Annotated in this window: 18 protein-coding genes; 7 read left to right on the forward strand and 11 right to left on the reverse strand. The window is 28.5% G+C overall.

Features of this window, described 5'->3' with window-relative positions:
* Window positions 1-113 precede the first annotated feature (113 nt).
* The 3 genes from MAG_RS02885 to MAG_RS02895 form a co-directional block, all read right to left on the reverse strand.
* A complete protein-coding gene (locus MAG_RS02885; RefSeq protein WP_041308766.1) occupies window positions 114-317 on the reverse strand; it encodes a hypothetical protein in 204 nt (67 codons plus the stop codon).
* Between the two features lie 352 nt (window positions 318-669).
* The gene (locus tag MAG_RS03885; RefSeq protein WP_011949722.1) at window positions 670-1,896 is read right to left on the reverse strand and encodes a restriction endonuclease subunit S; all 1,227 of its coding nucleotides are present in this window, start codon (window positions 1,894-1,896) and stop codon (window positions 670-672) included.
* Window positions 1,897-1,899: 3 nt separating this feature from the next.
* Window positions 1,900-4,578, reverse strand: coding sequence for a type I restriction-modification system subunit M (locus tag MAG_RS02895; protein WP_011949723.1), 2,679 nt, complete (start codon window positions 4,576-4,578; stop codon window positions 1,900-1,902).
* Window positions 4,579-5,012: 434 nt separating this feature from the next.
* Here MAG_RS02895 and MAG_RS04595 point away from each other — a divergent pair, with 434 nt between their 5' ends.
* From MAG_RS04595 to MAG_RS02910, 4 genes are all read left to right on the forward strand, one after another.
* On the forward strand, window positions 5,013-5,804 hold the full coding sequence (locus tag MAG_RS04595; RefSeq protein ID WP_011949724.1) for an ATP-binding protein: 792 nt from the start codon (window positions 5,013-5,015) through the stop codon (window positions 5,802-5,804).
* Between the two features lie 6 nt (window positions 5,805-5,810).
* Window positions 5,811-6,314 (forward strand): DUF4143 domain-containing protein, encoded by a 504-nt coding sequence (locus MAG_RS04600; protein WP_408634301.1) that lies wholly within the window; start codon window positions 5,811-5,813, stop codon window positions 6,312-6,314.
* A gap of 259 nt (window positions 6,315-6,573) precedes the next feature.
* On the forward strand, window positions 6,574-7,707 hold the full coding sequence (locus MAG_RS04050) for a restriction endonuclease subunit S (protein WP_011949726.1): 1,134 nt from the start codon (window positions 6,574-6,576) through the stop codon (window positions 7,705-7,707).
* A 15-nt stretch (window positions 7,708-7,722) separates the two neighbouring features.
* Window positions 7,723-8,646: a site-specific integrase gene (locus MAG_RS02910; protein WP_011949727.1), complete on the forward strand. Its 924-nt coding sequence runs from the start codon at window positions 7,723-7,725 to the stop codon at window positions 8,644-8,646.
* A 47-nt stretch (window positions 8,647-8,693) separates the two neighbouring features.
* Here MAG_RS02910 and MAG_RS04535 read toward each other — a convergent pair whose 3' ends face one another.
* The 4 genes from MAG_RS04535 to MAG_RS02925 are packed head-to-tail and all read right to left on the reverse strand — an operon-like array spanning window position 8,694 to window position 15,137.
* Window positions 8,694-10,745, reverse strand: a complete 2,052-nt coding sequence (locus MAG_RS04535; protein ID WP_011949728.1) for a type I restriction enzyme subunit R domain-containing protein — start codon at window positions 10,743-10,745, stop codon at window positions 8,694-8,696.
* Complete coding sequence (locus tag MAG_RS04435) at window positions 10,670-11,896, reverse strand: DEAD/DEAH box helicase family protein (protein ID WP_011949729.1); 1,227 nt, start codon at window positions 11,894-11,896, stop codon at window positions 10,670-10,672. The genes MAG_RS04535 and MAG_RS04435 overlap by 76 nt, the downstream gene beginning before the upstream one ends.
* A 7-nt stretch (window positions 11,897-11,903) precedes the next feature.
* Window positions 11,904-12,455, reverse strand: coding sequence for a restriction endonuclease subunit S (locus tag MAG_RS02920; protein ID WP_011949730.1), 552 nt, complete (start codon window positions 12,453-12,455; stop codon window positions 11,904-11,906).
* Between the two features lie 3 nt (window positions 12,456-12,458).
* A complete protein-coding gene (locus MAG_RS02925) occupies window positions 12,459-15,137 on the reverse strand; it encodes a type I restriction-modification system subunit M (protein ID WP_011949731.1) in 2,679 nt (892 codons plus the stop codon).
* A gap of 332 nt (window positions 15,138-15,469) precedes the next feature.
* On the opposite strand from MAG_RS02925, the gene MAG_RS04440 reads away from it, so the two are divergent.
* Window positions 15,470-16,009: a variable surface lipoprotein gene (locus MAG_RS04440; RefSeq protein ID WP_011949732.1), complete on the forward strand. Its 540-nt coding sequence runs from the start codon at window positions 15,470-15,472 to the stop codon at window positions 16,007-16,009.
* Between the two features lie 81 nt (window positions 16,010-16,090).
* Here MAG_RS04440 and MAG_RS02935 read toward each other — a convergent pair whose 3' ends face one another.
* From MAG_RS02935 to MAG_RS02945, 3 genes are read right to left on the reverse strand one after another with little or no spacing between them, the layout of a single operon-like run.
* Window positions 16,091-16,645, reverse strand: coding sequence for a 5-formyltetrahydrofolate cyclo-ligase (locus tag MAG_RS02935; RefSeq protein ID WP_011949733.1), 555 nt, complete (start codon window positions 16,643-16,645; stop codon window positions 16,091-16,093).
* A gap of 1 nt (window position 16,646) precedes the next feature.
* Window positions 16,647-18,578, reverse strand: a complete 1,932-nt coding sequence (locus MAG_RS02940; protein WP_011949734.1) for a S41 family peptidase — start codon at window positions 18,576-18,578, stop codon at window positions 16,647-16,649.
* Between the two features lie 30 nt (window positions 18,579-18,608).
* Entirely contained in the window at window positions 18,609-20,669 is a 2,061-nt protein-coding gene (locus MAG_RS02945) for a S41 family peptidase (RefSeq protein WP_011949735.1), read from the reverse strand.
* Window positions 20,670-20,958: 289 nt separating this feature from the next.
* Between MAG_RS02945 and gltX the strand changes: the two genes are divergently transcribed.
* Together gltX and MAG_RS02955 are read left to right on the forward strand one after the other, a co-directional pair.
* Window positions 20,959-22,350 carry a glutamate--tRNA ligase gene (gene gltX, locus MAG_RS02950; protein ID WP_011949736.1) on the forward strand — a complete coding sequence of 464 codons (1,392 nt, stop codon included), beginning with the start codon at window positions 20,959-20,961 and terminating at the stop codon, window positions 22,348-22,350.
* A complete protein-coding gene (locus MAG_RS02955) occupies window positions 22,341-22,748 on the forward strand; it encodes a hypothetical protein (RefSeq protein ID WP_011949737.1) in 408 nt (135 codons plus the stop codon). The genes gltX and MAG_RS02955 overlap by 10 nt, the downstream gene beginning before the upstream one ends.
* 253 nt (window positions 22,749-23,001) lie before the next feature.
* Here the strand turns inward: MAG_RS02955 and metK are convergent, their stop codons facing one another.
* Window positions 23,002-24,150 (reverse strand): methionine adenosyltransferase, encoded by a 1,149-nt coding sequence (gene metK, locus MAG_RS02960; RefSeq protein ID WP_011949738.1) that lies wholly within the window; start codon window positions 24,148-24,150, stop codon window positions 23,002-23,004.
* Window positions 24,151-24,229: the final 79 nt, after the last annotated feature.

Genomic DNA, 24,229 nt, shown 5'->3' on the forward strand with positions numbered 1-24,229 from the left:
ACTAAAACATTTTGATTTTTAAGCATTTTTAAATTATTTGATTATATTTCGCTGAATAAATATTATTACATTTTTTGCTGTTTAATACTATGAAACAGGCTAATTAGTATAAATTAACAATAAGAAATTTTGTATTCAATTTTTGAACTATTTTTTAGAATAAGTAAAAGATTTAACTTTTCTATATAAAACTTATATGTTGGTTTAATTTTACATTTATTTTTTAACATACTGCTGTATTTAGTATCAAAGTCATAAGTTAAGAATTGCATACTTCTTTCCTTTTCATTATAGTAAACAGGCGATTTATGAATCATTTAGTAAAGTGAACTTTTTAGGGAAAAAAACGGCTATTTTCCTAACTTTTTCTTGTGTTTTTACTCTTGAATATTTTGCACTGACAAGCGAAAAATAAATTTTTATTGCAATTAGATTTAACCCATTTTTTTATGTTTAAATTTAAATTTTATAAAGGAATTTTTATTCTCATGATATTTGTGATGTTCTAAGCAAAAATTTAATATTGCACTGGAGCAAAAAACACCAGCGGTTTGCTGATGCTTTTTTCTAGAGGCAAAAATACATAATAAACATTTATTTTCTATTGAATACAAAACCATTTTCCTAGCAATGTGTATTAATTGCCTATATTAGATTACATAATTTCTTCTATACAAACATTTTCTCTAGTAATGTGTTTTTGATATTTTTAAGACTGTTAAGCTTACGCTGATGAAGGGTGATTAGGGAGTCTAGATGAGAAAATAGATTAGCAATTTTGTTTTGTTCCTGTAAAACAGGCAGATTCAACAAATTATCTTCAAATTGCTTCAAATTAAGAGTATCTCTAACAGACTTATTAGAATTGTTGGCAACAATTTCATTGAAACATTCGCTTTTAAATCATAAATAAATCAAATCAGGATTACTATTAGCAGAAACCTTAAAAACTTCATAAATTGGGCTAACTAAGCCATTTATAGTGTTTTTAAACAATGCAATAGACCCCACATTGATTCTTGAAGGATTATAGGCAAACATGTCAAAAGAAATAATTAATGAATTTTTCTTGTCTGCATAAACGGCCTTGCCGCCATCATCGAAAAATTCTTTTTGATCCACAAATCCTTCTTTATTAGACACTGAATAGCCAATTAAAGCTAAATTTTTGTCATTTTTTTGCCTATAAGGCAATAAAATATCCCTTGCTTTCCACTGTTCTCAAGCGTTAGTAAATTCTTTAAATCTTATGCTTGGAAATTGAGATTTTTCATAACAAAACATCTTATCAAGCAGTCTATTTTTAAGATTTTTTAAGCTAGAAAGCTTACGCTGATGAAGGGTGATTAGGGAGTCTAGGTGAGAAAATAGGGATGATATTTTGGCTCTTTCAATGTCATAATTTGGTAAATTGACTTTTATTTTATCTAGATTAGAAAGAGTGATCATGGCAAAGGTTCCTATTGTTATCTTTCTATTTACTTCATTTTGAAAGTTTTTAGAAGACAATAGATAATAAATAAATTCCACATCATATTTTTGTTTTGGTATTATTCCCAAAATTCCTTGCTTAGTTGCCGTTTTTATCTTATTTATAGCCACATTGCCAATTGTTGCCCCATTTGTAAAAATTATGCTGTTTTCTGGTACCAGTCATGCAGAAGAGTTGATTAATCCATTTTCAGTTATAAAATATTTACCATTTTCAATATATTTATTAACTGTGTCTTCAACCTTTATAAATGGTATCGTCCCGTTCTCATAATACTTTTTTATAGATGTAGAGGGAGTCCCTCCCTCAGATGCAAATTGGTAAATATTGGCAAACTTTTCCTGTTCTCAAGTGTTAGTAAATTCCTTGAATCTGATCTTAGGAAACAATAATTTTTCACTCATAATTTACTTACCACCTAAAATCTTAATAAGTTCATCAATAGCTTTCATATCACTTTCTTGGCCCTTAAGATCTTTTAATAATTCAACTAATTCACGCTCGCTTGCTACTATTTGGTCATTAATATCTTCTAATGTGTCACTGTATTTTTCTGCTAATGATTCAATTTTAGAAATAAAATCATCGACAAGATTTATTCCTATTTGATTAATTTGCTCAATAATAGGAGTTGTTCATTTTTCAATTAAAAGTTCATAAAACTCATCGCCAGAAAGACTTATATACTTGTTGTATGACTCTTCGGTTAAGAAATTAGATAATTCCTTTTTGTCCTTATCAACTTTAGATATTTTGCTTCTAAGCAAACAAATGCTTGTCAGCTTAAATTCTATGCTTTCTTGATCTAGTGAATCTATTTCTTTTAGCATTGATTTATAGGCTTTCTCGATATTTTCATATTTAAATTTGTTGGCCTCAAAATCGTAAATTTCATCAGTTTTATCTTCGTCAGAAATTGACTTGTCTAATTCATCTAATTCATTTTTAAGACTTTCAGATTCATCAAATTTATTACGCATTAGTCAGTATTTATCACTAAAAAATTTTTCTTGAATTAATTCAAGGTTCAAAATATTTGATTTATATCCTTTAGCAGCACTCTTTTTGCTTTTGCTTTCAAGTTTTTCAAGTTCACCATTTAATATTTCAGATAAAGCATTAGTTTTATCTTCGCTCTCTTGGTAATATTTGCTTATTAGCTCAATGTCATCTTTGATTAAGTCAAAATTATTGACGAAAATTTGGTAGATGTCATAAACATCAACTAATGGAATGCTGTCCATATTTTCAAAAATATAATCAGTTAGTGCCTCCTCAAACTCAACAAGATTAATGTGCTCAATTTGCTCAACTGAAGTTACAAAATTTTTGAAAAACTTTAAAAATTTAGCGCTTTTTTTGTCAAAACTATTAATGTATTCAGATACATTTCATTCGCCATTAATAGTTGGATTTATATCTTCTTTAGCAACTTTTAATTCATAATAATTGTTTGCATTTATTTTGAATAATTTGTCTTTTAAGCCTGTAAATAAGCCGAAAAAGTTATCAAGCTTTGCTAACTCTTCCTTACTTATACCACCATGCATGAGTGAATAAAGATCATGCTGCTCTTGTTTTTTAAAGTTGTCAATATATCTAGATATATTAAGATTGTAATCATTTGCAACAATTTCATCAAGCAACACACGACGCGAAAAGTTTTTTATTTCAATTCTGTTATTTACTACATCAGCAATTTTTTTAATGTGTGACTTAGAAAATTTATTGTTTTTACCTTCTTTAACATAAAGTTTTGAAGCATCAACAAATAAAATATCTTTTTCGCTTCTGTGTTTTTTAAGAATCATAATTATTGTTGGAATTCCAGTGCCATAGAACATATTGGCAGGTAAGCCAATAATTGTATCTATTTGTTGTTTTTGAATCAAAGTCTTACGAATTTGACCTTCAGAATTTCCTCTAAATAAAACTCCATGTGGCAAGACTATTGCCATAATGCCATCAGGTTGCACGTGGTAAAGATCATGAAGTAAAAATGCATAATCTGCTTTTGTTTTAGGTGCTATGCCATATTCAATATATCTAGGGTCTAAAGTATGTTTTTCTGCATTTCAGTTTTGAGAATAAGGCGGATTTGAAACAACAGCATCAACTGACAAATGCTGATATGAGCTATAGTCATTATTTTCAAACATTGGTCAATCTTGCTCTAAAGTATCGCCATTACGAGCATGAATTTCGGTTGGGCTGATGTTTTTCATAATCAAATTCATTCTAGTTAAGTTGAAAACTTCAGCTTTTAATTCCTGCGCATAATAGCTTACTGGACTATTACCACTGTTATATTTTTTAAACTCTTGGCCAATAGTTAAAAGCAGTGAACCAGAACCACTTGTTGGGTCGTAAACTTTAATAAATTCCCTGTCTTTTAAGTGATATGCAACTATTTTAGACATTAATTCTGACACTTCATGAGGAGTATAAAACTCACCAGCTTTTTTGCCAGCTGATGAAGCAAAACGGGCAATAAGATATTCATAAATGTAGCCTAAAACATCATAATCTTGATTAGTTGAAGGAATATCATTAATAATATCTAGCAAGTCAGAAATTACTTTAGTTTGCTCGTTAGTGTCCGCACCTAGTTTGCTTAAATCTCTTTCAAATTTTGCAAATAAATCTTTAAATAATGATTTATGTGCATCATTAATGCTGTTATTAAAGTTATTAAAAGCTTGCTGAAAATTTTGAATATTAAAGCTGCTTTTGTTTTCTAATCACGCAATGAATAAATCTGAATAGTCTATAAAATTGCCATTTTCGTCAATGCACTCTTTTTTTGCATCCTTGAATATTTCATAGTTACCTTCTAAATTATCACCAGTATAAAAAGCACTAAAATTAGATATGTTGTCTAAATATTTGCTATCAAAATATTTAAGCTGATCTTTAGATATTCAATTTTTAATTAAATAATCAGTTTGCTTTTCGCACAAAAACTTATAAAGTATTAGCCCTAAAACATAGTCTTTATATTCATAAGCTTCTAATTTGTCTCTTAATTTATTAGCTGCAGCTCAAATTTTAGAACCTAATTTTTCCTTAGTTATCTTGTTGCCCATTATACTCCCCTTTGCTATAAAAAGTTATAATATTTTAATTATATTAATTAAGTCATAAAAGCTGCAAAATATGACTTAAAAACTATGCTTTTATTTGTGTTTTAAAATTTAATTTTTTAGCAAGAATGTGCGCTATAGCTAATTAACTAGCTTAAAAATTTAGTTAAAAACTGGCGTGAAATTTCTTCAGTATCGAGTTATTTTTCTAACTTTATTTAGGATCTATAAATCACCAACTAGTAGCTCTACAGCACAACCCTTTAGCCTCCTTAGTCATCTTTTAGCCTAAGCATGTCAAAATGTAAAAAAATTTATACTCGTAATAAAAAGGGTAAAAATACCTTAAATTATTTGAATTGCCAACAAATTACTCTAAAAATAAGTAAAATATATAAAATAAAAGGTAATTTTACCCTAAATTTTATGAGGTGTCTATGCAAATAAAGAGAGACTTTTATTTGAATAAGCTTATTGAAAAAATGAATAATAGCAGAGTAAAAATTATTACAGGCATAAGAAGATGCGGTAAGTCATACTTACTTTTAAAGATTTTTTATGAATATTTGTTAGCTAAAAATATTCAAAAAGAGCAAATAATTACAATGACTCTGGAAGATATTGAATTTTTAGAATACAGAAATCCTATAAGGCTAAATGAATATATTAAGTCTAAAATTACTGATGAAAATAAGAATTACTATGTAATTATTGATGAAATTCAGTACTGTGAAACAATTAAGAATCCATATTTAGAAAATGGTAATTATGATGTTAGTTTTATAGATGTTTTATTAAGCTTAGTAAAAATGACAAATGTAGATGTTTATATAACTGGGAGTAATTCAAAAATGCTTTCAACTGATGTGCTAACTCAATTTCGCGACAGGGGCGATGAAATAAGAGTAAATCCATTATCTTACAGTGAAATATATGACTTATTTGAAAACAAGCAACAAGCATTAGAGCACTATATGGTTTATGGTGGCTTGCCTGAAATATATGCCTGTAGTTCTGATGAAGAAAAAAGCAAATACTTAAAAGATGTTTTTACAAAAACATATATTAAAGACATTTTAGAAAGACATAATATATACAATGAAAAAGAAGTTTTAGAAATACTATTAAACTTTATTTCTTCTTCAATTGGCTCACTAACAAATCCAACTAAGTTATCAAACAGATTTTTATCAACTAAGAATATCAAAATAGGTTCAAATACTATTTAAAACTATTTAGACTACTTTTGTGAATCGTTCATTATTTCAAAAGCATATAGATATGACATAAAGGGCAGTTCTTATTTTCAAACACCATTAAAGTACTATTTTACTGATGTTGGATTAAGAAATGCTTGACTAAATTTCAAGCAAATTGATCCTTCGCACCTTATGGAAAACATTATTTATAATGAATTAATTAAAAGAGAGTTCAATGTTGATGTTGGCGTTGTGGAAAATAGAATAAAAGAAAATAATGTATTTAAGAAAAAGCAATTAGAAATTGACTTTGTTATTAACAAAGCTCACCAAAGATACTATATCCAATCTGCCTTAAATATAGATACAAATGAAAAACAGCAACAAGAAATAAGATCACTTATTAATGTTAACGATTCATTTAAAAAGATTGTTATTGTTAAAGATAAAATCGTCCCAAGACATGACGAAAATGGAATTTTATACATTGGACTAGAACAGTTTTTATTAGATGAAAATATTGTAAATTCTTTAATTTAATTACTTTTATTTTTATATACTAATGGAAACAAAAAATAAAATGACCAACTAACTTGTCTTTAGTTGGCTTTTTATTATTTAATTGCTTTGTTATTGATTATTTATTGCAGCTAACTTTGCATATATTTTTCTACTTTTGTACCTGTTTTATATCTTGTTCTGTCAAAATTAATGATGAGGATTTAATAGTAGTAAATAAATTATGTTTAATGGTTTTACACAATCTTATGTATGCTAATTAACAAGATTTTTGTGGTGAATGATCTCAATTTTTAAGCCTAAAATTAAAAAAAATACTAACGCTTGAGAACAGGAAAAGTTTGCCAATATTTACCAATTTGCATCTGAGGGAGGGACTCCCTCTACATCTATAAAAAAGTATTATGAGAACGGGACGATACCATTTATAAAGGTTGAAGACACAGTTAATAAATATATTGAAAATGGTAAATATTTTATAACTGAAAATGGATTAATCAACTCTTCTGCATGACTGGCACCAGAAAACAGCATAATTTTTACAAATGGGGCAACAATTGGCAATGTGGCTATAAATAAGATAAAAACGGCAACTAAGCAAGGAATTTTGGGAATAATACCAAAACAAAAATATGATGTGGAATTTATTTATTATCTATTGTCTTCTAAAAACTTTCAAAATGAAGTAAATAGAAAGATAACAATAGGAACCTTTGCCATGATCACTCTTTCTAATCTAGATAAAATAAAAGTCAATTTACCAAATTATGACATTGAAAGAGCCAAAATATCATCCCTATTTTCTCACCTAGACTCCCTAATCACCCTTCATCAGCGTAAGCTTTCTAGCTTAAAAAATCTTAAAAATAGACTGCTTGATAAGATGTTTTGTGATGAAAAATCTCAATTTCCAAGCATAAGATTCAAAGAATTTACTAACGCTTGAGAACAGTGGAAAATAGGTGATATGTTCTCTGTTGGTAGAGGATATGTTGTTCCAAAAAAGAATATTTACAGCAATAGGCAAGGTGAATACATATATCCAATTTATTCTTCTCAAACTGTTAATGATGGGTTATTGGGTTATTACAATAAATACTTAACAACCAACTCTATAACATGAACTACTGATGGTGCTAACGCCGGGACTGTATTTTACAGAAAAGGCTTATTTTATGCCACAAATGTATGCGGAATACTATCTCAAAAACAGTTCGAACCAAACATTTATTTAGCATTAGCGTTATCTAGAGTCAGTCATAAACATGTAACAAAAGTTGGCAATCCAAAATTAATGAATAATGCCATGGCGAATATTGACTTGCAAATAACATCAGATATAAAAGAACAATCAAAAATATCGTCCCTATTTTATCATCTAGACTCCCTAATCACCCTTCATCAGCGTGGGTAAAAATGAAAGGGGAAAATGAAAAAAACAGATATTTTACTGTACAAATATTTTCAAAATTGAATAAATGTTTACAAACGAGGTTCTATTAGAAAGGTTAGTTTCAAAAAATATGAACTAACTCTTGATTGAATAATAAAATTAGCACCAGACTTGAAAATTTGTGATCTTGATAGAGTAAGCTATCAACAAATTATAAATGAATATGCTGAATGTCATGAAAGGCAAACTACAATGGACTTTCACCATCATTTAAAAGGCTGTTTGCTTGATGCTTTTGATGAGGGCCTTTTAACTAAAGATCCAACAAGAAAGGTTGTAATAAAAGGCAAGGCTGCTAGGCCAAAAAAGATTAAATTTTTGAGTAATTTTGAACTACAACTTTTGCTCAAAGAGCTTAATTTACAGGACAAATTGAACTTTGACTGACTTATTTTCTTAATCGCTAAAACAGGGCTTAGATTTTCAGAGGCAGTTGCTCTTACACCTGATGATTTTGACTTTACAAAGCAGCTTTTAAATATTTCTAAAACTTGAAATTACAAGGAATTAGGCGGCTTTTTACCTACAAAAAATAAGTCTTCAGTTAGAAAAATTCAGCTAGACTGACAAACAATTTCTCGTTTTGCATCTTTAGTACAAGGGCTAGAAAAAAATAAACCAATTTTTGTCTTCAAAGAAAAGGTTTTTAATTCAACAATTAATGACATTTTAGCGCGTAGATGTAAAAAAGCTAAAATTCCAGCAGTTATTAGCATTCATGGACTAAGACATACACATGCATCTATTTTGTTATATGCAGGTGTATCAATAGCATCAGTAGCTAAAAGACTAGGTCACTCAAGCATGAATACAACTGAGCGAATCTATTTACATATAATAAATGAACTCGAAAATAAAGATATTGATCTAGTCATGAGATCAATATCTGCACTTAATTAATAAAAAGTATAGTTACCCACGTAATTGATGCTGCATTTGCAGCATTTTTATATAACTTTAAATTTTCTTTCTCTTTTCTTTAAAATAAAGTCTTTAATATATTTTTTAAATTGCCCTGGTTTAATGCTGTTTGCATTTGTAAGCTTTAATTTTTTAGCAATAATTAGCTTAATATCATTAGTAAGTTTGACATTACATAAATTTCCTAATCTACCATAGGCATTAACTGGTTCACTAGAATTAATTATTTCTTTTAACTTATCGGAATCAATATTCATTTCACTAGCAAAATTTTCAATATTTTCATTGTATTTTTTCTGAATTTTGGCAACAACACAGCTTTTAAAATCAAATTCATTGAATGAATCATAATTTTCTAATACTTCGTTGATACATTCTCTAGCTAATTCTTGGTGTTCCTTAGGATACTTATGAATATATTTTTTGTTTATTTCTTCTCAAGAATTTTGCACACTTGCATCAGTTTCATTATTAGCTTGATTATGGTAGCTACTTTTAATTTTTAAAAGTAGTGTATTTAGATATTCTTTATTGATAGTTATATTAATTGATGAATTATCTACATCAGCTAGTTCAAAAATCAAAGACTTTTCATCTTCATTTTCGACTGTAATCTTAAATTTAGAAAAATCGATGTCTTTTATTCTGGCATAAATTAGTTCATATTGATCTTTGGTTAAGTTCACTGAATCTTTATTTTCTTCTCAGTCAAAACCTAAAATCTGTGCTGGTGTTAGATTTTTTCTAATTTTTTGAAAATTAAATAAAAATGTTTTAAACTCATGCAAAGCTTCTTGATCATTTTCATCTATTTCCGCTACATCAGGCACTGATTCAAAGTTGCTAAAGCCTCATTTAGTAAAAACATTTTGTATGTTTCTAAATGATTCATTTATTTTAGAATAAAAGTTCTCAAGACTCTTAGGCAAGGCCATTCCTGGATCAATATCAACATATTCAGTTAAGGCTTCATGCATATTTCATCTCATTCTGCCAGGTTGTCTAAAAAATACAACATTGCCATAAGGCTTAGTGATTGGATTATAGTTTCTGTTAGTTCTAGAAATAGCTTGAATTAAGTGTTCAAAGTTCATTGTTTTATCAAAATAAACTGTGTTAATATATTTTGAATCATACCCAGTTAGTAACTGCTCAACAACAATTAATATGTCTAATTTAAATTCTTTATTTAAATTATTATGATTATATTTTCTAGCTAATCTATTTTGAATATCGACTTTAAAATTAGAATGGTTATTATTAAGATTATTTACATCAAATTTTGTGCCAAAGTCTTTATTGTATCTAGCAATTATTTGTTTAACTTTTTCAGATTTTATTAGTCCTTTTGAATAATTATCAGCATTTTCAGAGACATCTGTGGAAGGATCAAAAAGAGCAGTAAATTTGACCATTTGGCCTGTTTCACTGGTTTTTTGGATAAATATTTCATAGTACTCAATCGCATCTTGAATCTTGCTTGTTGCAAAAATAGCTGAGAAGTTATTATCAAGATTTTTTCTTTTTCAGTCTTTTAAGATTTCCGTTACAACTTGCTCTTTATAGTCTCTACTATTTTTAATTTTGTTATAAAGATTTTCTTCATAATTTAGCAACTCTTCATCTTTAGCATTTATTAAATTCTTAAGACTATTAAGCTTAATTTCTGCATTTGCAGAGTTAAAAACTGAATCATTTTCGTTGCTATCTATTGTGTTAATCGCAGGAAGCAATACTTTATCAATAAATTTGTAGTCACAACTTAAGCCTAAAACTTTTTTATCTTCAATACCGTTTTTCATTGTGTACTTATGCAAAAGTGGGCCGAAATTGCTTTCAGTAGTTAGCCCATATTTTGCATTTTTTTCAAAAATTGGTGTACCAGTAAAGCCAAAAACAACTGCATTTGGATTATTTTCAATGATGTCTTTATACATTTCACCATTTGTTGATCTGTGTGCTTCATCAAAAATAAACACAACTCTTTTTTTAGCTATTTCTTCTAGCTGCTTAGCATACGAATCTTTATCAATGTTAGACTGTTTTTGAATAGTCGTAATAACCAATTTTTGTTTCATTGATTCAGTAGCAGTTGATAATTTTTTTTTACTAAATCATATGTACCATCAGCTTCAGAAACTTCAATTTTTCCTGAAGAATTAAAGTTCTTAAAAGCATTTTTTGTTTGAGTTCCTAATTCGATTCTATCAACAACAAAAACTACAATATCAGCTTGATTTCATTCTAATAATAATGTTGCTAATTTAAAACTAGTTAATGTTTTCCCTGAACCGGTTGTGTGTCAAACATAGCCACCTTTTAAGCTTCTTTTGCTTCCAGTGTCTTTACAAACTTTATTGGTAAAAAATTTCTCTTGTATTTTTTCTACAGCATGAATTTGATAGCTTCTTAAAACCTTTAAAGTATTGTCAGCAGCATCTGCAATTGTAAAATCAGCTATCATTCTGTGTGCTCTAGGGATTCTAAAAACCTTATCAATGATTTCTTTTCAATCATTAATTAACTTATTATTTTCATCAGTTCATTTCAAAAATTTTTCTGTAACAATTTGCTCAGAATCATTTGCTCTAGGCATATACATTATTTCATTAGGCTTCATTGCAGCAGTAATTTGTATTAGCTTAAAAATGCCTCTTTTATAAAGACCTAACTTAGTGTAATTCTTAATTTGTGTAATGGCTCTAATTAGCTCTTCACCCCTGTTTTTAAGCTCAATATGAATTAATGGCATACCATTAATGAGCAACATTACATCGCCTCTTCTTTGTTTTGAATCTTCTAATACATCAGTTCTAACTTGCCTTGCAATCTGATAAATGCTTTCACCTGCATTTATGTCTCTTCTTTTAAAAATTTTAAGCTGAACTTCTTTATTAAACATTACTAAATCTAATTTATTAGTTCTAATAATGCCAATATATTCACCATTTATAAGTGTGTTTATGTCAACAGGATTTTGGCAATTTTGCACTTTTTGAATAATCTGTTGCATCTCTTCATCAGATAATTCAATGCCATTAAGAACGTCTTTGTTGTTCTCAAATAATATGTTTTTCCAGTTTTCAATTAAGTCATCTTCAGTTACATTATCCAATATTACATTGTACTTTTTAGAACTGCTAAATTTATCAGGGAATCCTTTTCAGCCACACTCTTGCAAACATTGAACAACTGCATCTTCAAAATCTTTTTCACTATTAAATTGCATACTTCTCCTATACAAACATTTTCTCTAGCAATGTGTTTTTGATATTTTTAAGACTGTTAAGCTTACGCTGATGAAGGGTGATTAGGGAGTCAAGGATAGAAAACAGGGATGATATTTTGGATTGTTCATTGCCTTCAGGAATGTTGTAAATATTATGTCCATAATCTCTAAAATATATATGCGGAATTATTGAACCATTTCTTTCTTTTGAAAGATCATTATATGATGTCAACAAATGGTAGATGAAGTCTATTTTATAAGGTTCTCTGGCAATTAAAGCACCCATTGTGCTCAATATTATAATGTTTTTGGGCAATAGCCTGATTCGTCCTGCATCGCCATCTTTAACAATTGATATGTAGCTAACTTCTATTGGTCTTTTGTTGGTTTTCCCCACTGCTTTATTTGGATCATATACATCAAACATTCCATATTTTTTAACATCATTTATTACCATTGTAGAGCTTCTATAACTTACTAACTCATGCAATTTTCACTGTTCTCAAGCGTTAGTAAATTCCTTGAATCTGATCTTAGGAACCAATAATTTTTCACTCATAATTTACTTACCACCTAAAATCTTAATAAGTTCATCAATGGCTTTCATATCGCTTTCTTCGCCTTTAAGATCTTTTAATAATTCAACTAACTCACGCTCACTTGCTACTATTTGGTCATTAATATCTTCTAATGTGTCGCTGTATTTTTCTGCTAATGATTCAATTTTTGAAATAAAGTCTTCAACAAAATTTATACCTATTTGATTAATTTGCTCAATAACGGGAGTTAGTCATTTTTCAATTAAAAGTTCATAAAACTCGTCGCTAGAAAGACTTATATACTTGTTATATGACTCTTCATCTAAAAAGTTTGATAATTCTTTCTTATCCTTATCAACTTTAGATATTTTGCTTCTAAGTAAACAAATACTTGTTAGCTTAAATTCTATGCTTTCTTGATCCAAGGAATCTATGTCCTTCAGCATTGATTTATAGGCTTTTTCGATATTTTCATGTTTGAATTTATTAGCTTCAAAATCATAAATTTCATCAGTTTTTTCTTCTTCAGAAATTGACTTTTCTAATTCCTCTAATTCATTCTTGAGACTTTCAGATTCATCAGATTTATCACGCATTAGTCAGTATTTGTCGCTAAAAAACTTTTCTTGAATTAGTTCATTATCAAAAATATTTGATTTATATCCCTTAGTAGCACTTTTCTTGCTTTTGGTTTCAAGTTTTTCAATCTCACCATTTAAAATCTCAGATAAAACATTACTTTTATCTTCGCTCTCTTGATAATATTTGCTTATTAGCTCAATGTCATCTTTGATTAAGTCAAAATTATTGACAAAAATTTGATAAATATCATAAGCATCAACTAATGGAATACTGTCCATATTTTCAAAAATATAGTCAGTTAATGCTGATTCTAATTCAACAAGATTAATGTGTTCAATTTGCTCAACTGAAGTTACAAAATTTTTGAAAAACTTTAAAAATTTAGTGCTTTTTTTGTCAAAACTATTGATGTATTCAGATACATTTCATTCGCCTTTAATAGTTGAATTTATATCTTCTTTAGCAACTTTTAATTCATAATAATTGTTTGCATTTATTTTGAATAATTTGCCTTTTAAGCCTGTAAATAAGTCGAAGAAGTTATCAAGCTTTGCTAACTCTTCCTTACTTATACCACCATGCATGAGTGAATAAAGATCATGCTGCTCTTGTTTTTTAAAGTTGTCAATATATCTAGATATATTAAGATTGTAATCATTTGCAACAATTTCATCAAGCAACACACGACGTGAAAAGTTTTCTATTTCAATTCTATTATTTACTACATCAGCAATTTTTTTAATATGTGACTTAGAAAATTTATTGTTTTTACCTTCTTTAACATAAAGTTTTGAAGCATCAACAAATAAAATATCTTTTTCGCTTCTGTGTTTTTTAAGAATCATAATTATTGTTGGAATTCCAGTGCCATAGAACATATTGGCTGGTAAGCCAATAATTGTATCTATTTGTTGTTTTTGAATCAAAGTCTTACGAATTTGACCTTCAGAATTTCCTCTAAATAAAACTCCGTGTGGCAAGACTATTGTTATAATACCATCAGGTTGCACGTGGTAAAGATCATGAAGTAAAAATGCATAATCTGCTTTTGTCTTAGGTGCTATGCCATATTCAATATATCTAGGGTCTAATGTATGCTTTTCTGCATTTCATTTTTGAGAATAAGGAGGATTTGAAACAACAGCATCAACTGATAAATGTTGATATGAACTATAGTCATTATTTTCAAACATTGGTCAATCTTGCTCTAAAGTATCGCCATTACGAGCATGAATTTCAGTTGGACTGATGTTTTTCATAATTAAATTCATTCTAGTTAAGTTGAAAACTTCAGCTTTTAATTCCTGCGCATAATAGCTTACTGGACTATTACCACTGTTATATTTTTTAAACTCTTGGCCAATAGTTAAAAGCAGTGAACCAGAACCACTTGTTGGGTCATAAACTTTAATAACTTTTCTGTCTTTTAGATGATGAGCAACTATTTTGGACATTAATTCTGACACTTCATGAGGAGTATAAAACTCTCCGGCTTTTTTGCCAGCTGATGAAGCAAAACGGGCAATAAGATATTCATAAATGTATCCTAAAACATCATAATCTTGATTAGTTGAAGGAATATCATTAATAATATCTAGCAAGCTAGAAATTACTTTAGTTTGCTCGTTAGTATCAGAGCCTAGTTTACTTAAATCTCTTTCAAATTTAACAAATAAATCTTTAAATAGTGATTTATGTGCATCATTAATGCTGTTATTAAAGTTATTAAAAGCTTGTTGAAAATCTTGAATATTAAAGCTGCTTTTGTTCTCTAATCATGCAATGAATAAATCTGAATAGTCTATAAAATAGCCATTTTCGTCAATACACTCTTTTTTTGCGTCCTTAAAGATTTCATAGTCACTTTCTAAATTATTGCCAGTATAAAAAGCACTAAAATTAGATATGTTGTCTAAATATTTGCTATCAAGATATTTAAGTTGTTCTTTAGTTACCCAATTTTTAATTAAATAATTGCTTTGTTTTTCACACAAAAACTTATAAAGTATTAGCCCTAAAACATAGTCCTTGTATTCATAAGCCTCCAATTTATCTCTTAAATGATTAGCAGCTGCTCAAATTTTAGAGCCCAATTTTTCTTTGGTTATTTTGTTGCCCATATACTCCCCCTTTAGATATAAAAACGATGAAATTAAAATGTTAAAACTTGTATTATTTTAATTATATTAATTAAGTCATAAAAGCCGCAAAATATGACTTAAAAACTATGTTTTTATTTGTATGCTAAAAACCTAAATTTTTTTGAGTTTAGCTACTTAACTAATTCTAAAAAAATAGTTAAAGACTCAATATGAAATTTTTTTCAATAGAGCATGCTTATTTCATTTTTATTTCTTTTTCAATATCTATGTTTATATAAAATACTTGTTGATTTAAGCAACCTAAATTGCTTAAAATTTAGTATTCAATTTATGTATAAAGGACTAACAAAATGAAAAGAAAATTAATGTTAATAGGGGGTCTTGCTCTTGCTAGTTCTTTCCCAATGATAGCAGCTTCATGCGATAGCAAAACAATCAAATCTGAAGCGCCAGAAAAGGATGTTAAGGAGCCTGTTAAAACTAAAGAAATTAAAACAGAAACTGAACAACCAAAAGCAAAATCAGAAATAGCTAAGGCTGCTAAAGAAAATAAAGAAAACGAAAAGAATTTAGAATCTGCAGGATCATCAAATAGCGATTCCTCTGCAACGCCTTCAGTTCCAGTAGCAACAGAAGTAGCAAAAAAAGTTGAAAATCTAGATGATGACCTAGAAGGCATAAGAGCTTCAACATACATATATGATGTGTGAGCAAGAGATATTTATAAATTTGAGCCTTCAAAAAAAGAAAATGAAGCGAAAGATCCAAATAAAGAACAAGAAGAAAGAGCTGAAAAAGCTTTAAGATCAAATTTGGTTCCTAGAGCGAAACAATCAGCATATGACATCGATTTAACAAATAGTTGATTGAACTCATTGAGAGGAAAATAAAAAAGCCAAGCCCATTGCTTGGTTTTTATTACTATAAAACAGGAAAATTAAGAAAAGTTGAACCAATAAAAACTTTGGAAGCTAACTATAAATTTTTGACTCAGTAATAACTAAATCTAGCATTTGATCACTTGTTTCTGATTCAATTTTTTCAACTAGTTGATCATTAAAACATAATCCTATTTTTAAATAGTTGCCATTGTTTTCACTAAAAAAACGATCATAAAATCCTTTGCCCATGCCAATTCTATTTAAAGAATTATCAAAAGCTACTAAAGGTGTAAAAACACAATCAATTTCTTCTATGTTGCACAAAATATCTGACTTAGATTCATTAATATTAAATAAATTTAATTGATAATCAGTTCTATTATCAATTAAAGTCATAACCATTTTGTTGTCTTCTAGTACTTTAGGAACATAAACTTTTATATTATTATGCAAGCACCATTCTATTATTTTGCTTGTATCAGTTTCATATTTTGTTGGCAAATAAATACAGATTTGCTTAAATCTGTTTTTATTTATAAAGTAAATTACACTAGTACTGATGGCCAAATTGGCATTAGTTTTGTATTCAGGTGTAAGTTCTTTTCGTTTAGCAATCATTAATTTTCTTAGTTCTCTTTTATTCATTTTACTTCCTGAATTTTTTAACTAAGAAATATGACATTGAAGATAGAGCAGCTACACCTGATGCTATCCCAACTGAAATACCAGCAATTATGCCTGCTTTTCTGCCTTTTCCTTGTGACTTTTCTATATTATTAGGAGTAAAACCACTATCAGGGATTATGATCATTATATTACCGTTATCAGAATTAAACTCAGGATTATTATGTGGTCTTGAAATAGGCACTGATGGTTCAGCTGGCTTAGGCAAAGGCTCTGTATCTGGCTTATTTATAGGCTTATTCGGCTCTTTTTTGCTTTCTTTATTTATATCATTAACAAACTTTTGTAAGTAATCTAAATCATATAAGTTTTTGGCACCGGTTTCAATATTTTCTTTAAATGGATAATCCGGACTTATGCCAAATTCAGTTGTTTTGAAATTTTTATCAGTAAAAACAGTGTTACTGCTAAGTTGGATAATATCACCAGTTGGCAAAATGTAATATCCAATTGCAGAAGAACCACCAAAAGTGTCATATCCTATAATTTTTCCTAAATTATTGTCGCGCACTAACTGTGGAAAAATGTTGCCAGCGCTAAATGAAAAAGGAGCTGTGAGTACAAAATAATTAAAATCATATTTTGTTTTTTTTGACTTTATGGTTTCAATTTTATTTTCGCCTGTTAAAGGATTATGAGTTCATACATTAAAAGGTTTGTCAGATAAAAAGCCCATAATTTCATAGGCTGCACCTATATAACCACCGCCATTATGAGTAACATTGAAAATAATGTTTTTTATCCCTTTTTCTTTAGCTTCGTTTAAAGATTTTTCAATGCTTACAGCACTGTTTTCTTCAAATGCTTTGAATGAAATTACTGATGTTTTGCCATCAGGAGTAAAAACATTTTGATACTCAATATTGCTTTTAAAGTAAAGCTTTCCTAATTTTTCCCCTAAATTAAATCTGTCAGTTATTCTTTTATTACTTTTAATAGGATGCTTAAGTACTTCATTATTTTTTGAATAATATCCATCTAAGATATAAGCAGTATGAGAATCATCTAAATCTCTAATAATTTCTCTTGTAGTTAAGTAATGTATATCGCTATTAGTGTGCGTAATTCTGTTTTTATATGTTTCTATAAAACCTTTGTACGATTCATTCATTGTCTCATCTTCATTGAATTTAATTCCATAATAATGATCAAGCAAAAATGAAAAATATTTTGCTTGAAACTCTTTTAGACCGCTAGGAATTGAAGTTTCATTATTTTTAATTGATTGTCTAAGATAAAAATATCCTGATCCTGATAAAGATTCAACGAATCTAAATAAATTTAAAACTTCACCATTAAAGTATGTTTGAATGTTTGATTCATTTAAAAATATTTGATTTAATAAAATTTGAGGTAAGTACAAATCACTTTTGTCTTTAAGAATAAAAATATCATATTTTCTAAGATCATATTCAAATTCTTTAGTCAAGTTCTTATTTTCAGACTTTAAAAATTCAATATCTAATTTTTCTTCACCACGTTCATGATTTCTTAATATAGAAATAAAGAAACTGTAGTCAGAAACAGTTATTTTTTGCTTATCATAGTCAATTACAATTTTAAGACTGTTTTTGCCCTCTTTGTCTGTTTTATAGGTTAATACAACTTTTTTGACATCAAAACTATATTCTATATTCTCATTTTTAACAATTTTAGATACAGCATCTAAAAACTCTTTTATTCCTATATAAGGCACGTCATTATGCATGTACATTTTGACTTTTTTATTTTTAGGCTGGCGATTTAATTCTTTTGCTAAGGGAATTAAATCAAATTCATTTAATTTTGAACTTATTTCATCATTACTGCTATTATTAACAATTGCTGAAAGCCCTATAAAAGGAGCAGTAACACAAGATGCTAAAAATATATGTTTTAGTTTTTTCAATTTCATAATAATTGCCACTCCTTTTATTTTTAATAATTAATTATTGCTTTTATTAATAATTTGCTTAATGTATTCAAGATCAAATAGTTTTTCAAAATCATATTCACCATTTTTCTTATCAAACTCAATGTCAGGCTCTACACCTAATTCATAAGTATTGAAACCAAGATTACATAATGTATAGTTGCCACTTCTTCTAATAATTGTGCCTGTAGGTAAAACACTTATCCTAACTTCAGATGCTCCACCAGCAGACTTATACCCTATAATTTTAGCCAAATTGTTATTCTTGGCAACAGCTGCAAACATGTTTCCAGCTGAGTAATTTATAGGAGAATTTAAAATAAAGTATTTAAAATTAAATTCAGGCTGTCAAACCTTAGATTTAATATTTGTTATAGTTTTGTCCTTAGTTAAAGGATAAAACTTGTTGTATTTAAACTTTTGATTTGTTAAGTATCCTAAAATTTCTCAAGTAGCTTGAACTGAACCACCACGATTTAGCGTTAAGTCAAAGACAATGTTTTTGACACTTTTATCTTTAGCTTCAGAAAGCTGCTTTTTAAGTCCTTCAGTTGTATAACGAGTTAAGATATCAATTTTTATTATTGCAGTTTGGTTATCTTTTGTATATCTAACAGTTGCTTCATCTAAATTATGACGTGATTCAATTCGCAACAATTCTCTTTCATATTGCTTGAATCTTTTTCTTCTTTCCTTTAGCTCATCGTTCTCACGCTCTTCTATTTGTTTTTCTAAATTACTTACATATTGATGTCCTCAAAGCAACGCTTTGGTATGAATATCATCTAGATCATAGATAATAGAATTAAGTGCTTTAAAGTGTGTTATGTTATCATCACTCAAAATGTCATTCTTATATTGCTTTAAAAAATCATTATATGAGCTGTTGCCTTCAGGATTTATTGGATAAAAAGTATCTAATAGAAACAACAAGTAATTATACTGAAAATCCCTATAATTAAGAGGAATTGGCTCATCTTTAGCATTTGAAAGAAGCTTTGTCTTACTCTCATTATTATTATGAACATGAACCTGATTAAATTCAAAAATATATACTTTATCACCATTAAAATAAAGCTGATTTTCTGATTCGCCCAATATTAACTGATTAAGCATTACAAATGGTAAATATAGCTTGCCGTTTTTGTTAAGCATGCTGATTTTATACTTTTGTAAGTTTATCTTGAATTCAGTGAACTTGTTGCTTGAATCTTCATAAAATTCTAGCTTTCCTTCAGGCTCATATGGCTTAACTGAATCGAAAAAATCAAAGCCTGAAACGGTTATTTCTTGTTTAAGATAATCAAACATAATATAACTTTTTTTAGTTATATTTTTGTTTTCATTATTTGACGAAATATATTGTTTTATAGATTGTAAGGTAAAATTATTACTTGTTTTCTCAACCTTAAAAGACCTTTTTAATCTATATACTTTGCCACTATGTAATGCATCATTAATTTCCAAATCATTATTAAGTACAAGCACATCTTTAGATAGCTCGATAAATTGATCTAAGTCAATATAGTCAATATCATTATACTTAGCAATCTTAACATTTTGATTTTTTAGGCTTAAATTGACTAAAGAGACTAATTTATGGTCGTTTTCAGTAAAAACAGGATTTTTTATTTCTTCAAATTTTAAAAATATTTTAGTATCAGTAGTAGGATGAAAATTGACTGGTAACTTATTAGTAAACTTATTGTCTAAATAATAGCCAACTAATTTGTGTTTTTCTTTTGTAAATTCAGATAGAGAAATTGGATACAATACTTCGCCTTTAACATACTCTACTTCTTTAATTACCTTATCATTATCAACATAGCTAATTTTAACTTTTAAAACTTCATTATTACGAATTGTATGAGTATGTGAATTATCGTTTTTATCTTGCTTATCCTTATCGCTAGGAGTTGAATGATCTTGCGTTCCAGGTATATTTCCAGGAATTGCAGGATTAATGATTATTTTCGAAATATCTTTGTTACTGTTAGACTGACCATTAGTGCAACTAATTGCTAATGAAGGTATAATAATGGGTGTTAACATCAATAAAGTAGGCTTTTTCATTTATTATCCTTTGGAAAACTAATGCTAAAAATGACGAAAATATACCAACTAATTCAATTATACAATTCTATTTAACTGGCTCTAATATGCAAAAAATATGCCATACTCAAAATGTATGAAAATATTTTTATATTATGGACATTTTTTATTGTTTGATAATTTTAAAAACTGTAAATTAAAATGCTTATAATATTAAATATATTATTTAGGATTAGCAAAACTAATAATTAGTTTTTAAATCAACTTTATAAACTTACAAGTTTATTTTTATCAAAACGGAGAATTATTTATGAATAAAGTTAGAACTAGATATGCTCCTAGTCCAACTGGATACTTACATATAGGTGGTGCTAGAACTGCTCTTTTTTGCTATCTATTTGCTAAACACTACAATGGTACTTTTGTTTTTAGGCTAGAAGATACTGATGTTAAAAGAAATGTGGCTGATGGTGAAAGAAGTCAGTTAGAAAATTTAAAATGATTAGGAATAATTCCTGATGAAAGCCCATTAAATCCTAATGAAAAATATGGAAAATATAGACAAAGCGAAAAATTAGAAAGATATAGACAGATTGCGAATGAATTAGTACAAAAAGGCCTTGCCTACAAATCTTATGACACTTCTGAAGAATTAGAAATGCAGCACTCTGAAGCTGAAAAGAATGGAATAGCTTCTTTTAGATATGACAAAAACTGGCTTAAGATAAGCGAAGAAGAAAAACAAAAAAGAGATAAAGCCGGCGAATACTCAATAAGATTTAGTATGCCCAAAGATGTTGTTTATGAATGAGATGACATTGTAAGAGGTAAAATTAGCTTTGATTCTAACGATATTGGTGACTGAGTTATTCAAAAATCAGACGGTTATCCTACATATAATTTTGCAGTAGTAGTTGACGATTTTGATATGGAAATAACTCATGTTTTAAGAGGAGAAGAGCATATTACTAATACTCCTAGACAGCTTTCAATTTACAATGCACTTGGCTGAAAGGCTCCTGAATTTGGACACCTTACAGTTATAACCAATATGGAAGGTAAAAAACTTTCAAAAAGGGATACATCATTAAAACAATTTATTGAAGATTATAAAAACGATGGCTATGATCCGCACGCTATTTTTAACTTCTTATCACTTTTAGGTTGAACTAGTGCTGATAATTCTGAAGTAATGACTCATGATGAAATTATTGCTAAATTTGAACCTTCAAGATTAAGTAAGTCGCCTTCAAAATTTGACATTAAAAAAATGCAATGATTCTCAAAACAATATATTAAAAATATGGATAATGAATCAATTATTAATAAGCTAAATTTAAATAATGATGAGTGAACAAATTTATTTGTTGATACTTTTAAACAAAGTGTGTTTGCGCTTAAGCAACTATTAGTTGAAAAAGAAAATTATGATAAGCCTTCAGAAACTGCTCCAAGTCTAACTCAAGCTGATCTTGAAGTTGTGCTTTCTTTTAAAAATGAGTTTCAAAATAAGGATTTTACAATTAGCCAAATTCAAGAAGCAATTGACCAAGTAGCCTTTAAAACAGGCAAAAAGGGCAAAAATTTGTTTATGCCTATTAGACTTGCAACAACTTACATTGAGCATGGGCCAGAATTAGCTAAATCAATTTATTTATTTGGCAAAGACATAATTTTAAAAAGACTTTCACAATGAAATTAATATTTACTTCACTAGTCAAGCAACCAAATACTGAAAATGTAAAGATTGAAACTGAAATTGATGCTGAGTGCGAAATTTATAAAAGTCCTGATGGAATAGAAACAAAAGCATACACTTTTAAAGAACCTGATACAAATGTCTCTACTAGGATTGAATTTACTAACTCAAGCTTAAATATTTTTAGAGATGCAGTTACACTAGTATTTAAACTTAATAAAAAAACATATGACTCTTCAATCTATAATGAAAATAATCAATTAATTCCGCTCATCTCAATTCTTGACGAAATAGATTTTAAAAAAAACAAAGCCGCTTATAGACTGCTTATACAAGATACAAATGATAATGAAATTTTATTATCTAACTGTTTTATAGAGCTAAGGGAAAAATTAAACTAAATCAAGAATTAAAAATCAAGCAGTTGTTTGCTTGATTTTTTTTACTTTTTGAAATGATTATTTAGCTTGTTCAGCAGCTGCTCTTTCAGCTCTTCTTTTGTCACGTGCTTGTTCTAATTGTAATTTGTGTAATCTTTTTTTCAGCACGTAATTTATTCTTGACTCTAACAATTTTACGCATGCGTGTGACCCCTTTTAATATGGTGATTTATATGTTTTACCATAATGCTTTAGTTTGCATAATATTTTATACTTATTTTATGCCAAAATATTCTTTAATTTCATTGACTTTGTCTAAGTTTTCTCAAGGAAACGTAATGTCTTTACGGCCGAAATGGCCAAAGCAAGCTGTATTTTTATAAATAGGCTTCCTTAGTCCTAATTCATGAATTATAGCTCTTGGTCTTAAGTCGAAAATAGCATTTGTTGCATCAATAATTGATTCATTAGATACTTTGTTGGTTCCAAATGTATCAACAAAAATTGAAACAGGTTCAGCAACACCTATAGCATAGGATACTTGTATTTCAAGCTTATCAGCGACTTTAGCAGCGACTAAATTTTTGGCTATTCAACGACATGCATAGGCAGCAGAACGATCAACTTTTGTAGCATCCTTGCCACTAAAAGCGCCTCCACCATGATGTGCAGTTCCGCCGTATGTATCAACAATTATTTTTCTACCAGTTAAACCAGCATCACCTACAATTCCACCAATTACAAATCTGCCAGTTGGATTTATTAAAATTTTGCTTGGCATATTCATATTATATTCATCCATGATTGGATAAATTATTTTTTCCTTAATGACTGTTTTAAAGGATTTTTCGTCAAAATTTTCATCATGTTGACATGAAAACAAAACAGTGTCTACTTTAACTTTTTCTTCAGAAAAGTCTAAAGTTACTTGACTTTTCATATCGCTTTTAGCATGCTTAAATTCGCCTGATTTAATTAATTCACTAGCCTTTTGCACTATTCTGTGTGCTAAAGTTATGGCAAGAGGCATATATTCTGGAGTTTCATTTGTTGCGTAACCAAACATAATTCCTTGATCGCCCGCACCAATTTCATCATCATCTAAAAGCACACCTTGAGCAATATCATCACTTTGCTTTTTAATATTTAAAATAACTTCAGGTACATTGATTTGATAATCTTTATCAATATCAAAAATTGTTTTAAGTGCGACATCTTTTATATCTACAGTGGCATTAGATGCTACTTCGCCTGTTATATAAATTTGATTGCCAGAAGCAACAGTTTCTATTGCTAATCTTGAGTAAGGATCTTGTTTGATAAATTCATCAATTACAGCGTCGCTAATTTGGTCACAAATCTTATCAGGATGACCTAAACCAACTGATTCACTAGTGAATAATACTTTTCTTTTAATGCTCATAAAACAAAACACCCGCCTATTTATTTATGCAAATAGGTCGGGAGAAAATTTATCATAAAGCATGTTAGATAATATATCT

Source organism: Mycoplasmopsis agalactiae PG2, assembly GCF_000063605.1.
Classification (GTDB): domain Bacteria; phylum Bacillota_I; class Bacilli_A; order Mycoplasmatales; family Metamycoplasmataceae; genus Mycoplasmopsis; species Mycoplasmopsis agalactiae.